Genomic DNA, 2,148 nt, shown 5'->3' with positions numbered 1-2,148 from the left:
TTTATCTAACATCAGCGCGATCGCACCCCTCCCCAATCCATTTTAATGGATTTTTCGTATGAGACAGGGATTTTCAATCCCTGGCGGATCCCGATTTAAACCATTGGTTTTTAAAAACCGCGATCGCCAAAATATCAAGGAGCAAATTAAAGATAAATTGGTCATTACATTGTCCTTCTTATCATCGCACCGCCGGGGATTGAAAATCCCCGTCTCATACAAAAAGTCCATTGAAATGGACTACTCCTTTATCGTGAATTTGTCATCAATTGATGCTTTTTTTCTCAAAAGCGCGATCGCATTTCCCTCAATCTTTATCTAACATCAGCGCGATCGCGTTTCCCCTGGTTTTCAAAAACCGCGATCGCCAAAATATCAAGGAGCAAATTAAAGATAAATCGGTCATTACATTGTCCTTCTTATCATCGCACCGCCGGGGATTGAAAATCCCCGTCTCATACAAAAAGTCCATTGAAATGGACTACTCTTTTATCGTGGATTTGTCATCAATTGATGCTTTTTTCTGGGAAGCGCGATCGCGGTTCCCCCAATTTTTATCTAACATCAGCGCGATCGCACCCCTCCCCAATCCATTTTAATGGATTTTTCGTATGAGACAGGGATTTTCAATCCCTGGCGGATCCCGATTTAAACCATTGGTTTTCAACTAATCCGATTTAAACCCATCGGTAGGGAGCGCCCTCACAGACACCTTGCCTAGACCCGATTTCAGACCCCCTTCGCCACACAGGTCAAAAAATGACCCAAAATGACGCTCAAAAAAGTCCTTTTTCCGATTTTCTAGACTCTGAAACCCTTATCTGACAAGGCAACCACAGAGGTCAACGAAAGAATGAGGGTTTCAGCGATCTGGCGACCTGTGGAGGTAACAGTATTTAGACTACATAAAAATGCCCATTTTGTCTAACCCCACATTAAATTATGTAAACCGTTGGCGGTGGTTCCGGTGGTGGACTTCCAATCGCCAGAGACCTTGATACTCCTTGCTCCGAAAGCCAATAAAACCGTACATTGTCCTCCTCCTCATCCACCCTTTTCCTAACCTTTTGGTGCAAATCCCTCATTTCCTGCAAACTCAAAAAGCACTCGAACACCGAATATTGCACGCGGCGACCATATCCCTCGAGAAAATCCGCCAACTTTGTCCGCCGCCGATCGTCGGGAATGTCATAAACCACCACAACCAACATCAAATTACCCTCAAATACGGCTCATAAACTTCATCTCGAAGTAAAACCCGCTTGTATCGCCGAATCTGTAAATGAATCACCCGACGATAAGAAACCCTTTCCTTCACATCCGGATGAGAAACCGCCTCACTCATACGGTTCTCAAAATGCTTGAGAATTTATTATGACTCATGAATTACCCGACCAAATCGAAAGCACTGTGTTGATAATTAATCACAAAAGGTCCCGTCATTTGTCGAGTTGAGCTATTATAAGCCACATATTCCAAATCGCGATCGCCAGGCAAACAAGCCATGATCATCCCCACAGACATCGGCTTTGTTCCCCCCGTAAAATCTGCCACAATATTCCCAGGATAGCCATTGTAGCGGCGAAAAATACGATTGACAATATCAAAAGTATCTTGAGAATCGGCAGGAGATACTCCTCGTTCAATTTCGACGTTTAGGACGCGATCGTATTGCGCTGATAATTCCTGACATAGTTCTTGAATCTTCTCTGCTTCAGGTTGAGAAGAAAACCCTATTTTTTCTGTTTCATCATCACTAGAAGGAATTAGCCAAATACGTTCTAAAGTTCCTTTGTCGAGAAAATGATAGCGAATTGAATGGAGGGCGCTTTCCTTACGTCTGACCAAAATAATAATCCCTTTTTTACCTTCTGATGGTCGTAATTGGGGCAGAAAATCGAGGTTTTCTAACTGACGGCGACCTTGATGCCAAGTCGCGATCGCTATCACCACGACAAAGGGAATTAAAAACAAAATTAACGGTGCTAAATAAGCTGCAAAACCGCCACTTTCTTCCCCCAACAATTGCTTGATCGAGGTTTCAATTAATACCCCTGCATTATCAAACCACCATCCCGCCGCACCAATACCGATAAATGTCCAAAGGGGAAGCCCCAAACGGCGGAAAATTCGCCCTAATTGTAGGAA

Annotated in this window: 4 protein-coding genes; 1 reads left to right on the top strand and 3 read right to left on the bottom strand. The window is 43.7% G+C overall.

All coding sequences use genetic code 11. The annotated features are described in order from the left end of the window. Positions 1 to 272: 272 nt before the first annotated feature. Positions 273 to 599 (top strand): hypothetical protein, encoded by a 327-nt coding sequence (locus tag VB714_RS15360; protein WP_323225504.1) that lies wholly within the window; start codon positions 273 to 275, stop codon positions 597 to 599. Positions 600 to 935: 336 nt separating this feature from the next. On the opposite strand, the gene cas2 is transcribed toward VB714_RS15360, so the two are convergent. The 3 genes from cas2 to VB714_RS15350 form a co-directional block, all read right to left on the bottom strand. Next, positions 936 to 1,211, bottom strand: coding sequence for a CRISPR-associated endonuclease Cas2 (gene cas2 / locus VB714_RS27470; protein WP_416309699.1), 276 nt, complete (start codon positions 1,209 to 1,211; stop codon positions 936 to 938). Next, the gene (locus VB714_RS15355; protein ID WP_323225503.1) at positions 1,211 to 1,345 is read right to left on the bottom strand and encodes a hypothetical protein; all 135 of its coding nucleotides are present in this window, start codon (positions 1,343 to 1,345) and stop codon (positions 1,211 to 1,213) included. The genes cas2 and VB714_RS15355 overlap by 1 nt, the downstream gene beginning before the upstream one ends. A 41-nt stretch (positions 1,346 to 1,386) precedes the next feature. Further along, a partial coding sequence (locus VB714_RS15350; protein WP_323225502.1) for a hypothetical protein occupies positions 1,387 to 2,148 on the bottom strand: 762 nt, incomplete at its 5' end.

This window comes from Spirulina sp. 06S082, from assembly GCF_034932145.1.
Lineage (GTDB): Bacteria > Cyanobacteriota > Cyanobacteriia > Cyanobacteriales > Spirulinaceae > CCY15215.
The sequence above is the reverse complement of the archived record's forward strand: the minus strand, read 5'-3'. Positions and strand labels throughout refer to the sequence as shown.

What these genes read in the sequence shown, in the direction of transcription:
- cas2 (WP_416309699.1), bottom strand. Translation starts at nt 1,211, where the DNA reads ATGTTGGTTGTGGTGGTTTATGACATTCCCGACGATCGGCGGCGGACA.
- VB714_RS15355 (WP_323225503.1), bottom strand. Translation starts at nt 1,345, where the DNA reads ATGAGTGAGGCGGTTTCTCATCCGGATGTGAAGGAAAGGGTTTCTTAT.
- VB714_RS15360 (WP_323225504.1), top strand. Translation starts at nt 273, where the DNA reads ATGCTTTTTTTCTCAAAAGCGCGATCGCATTTCCCTCAATCTTTATCT.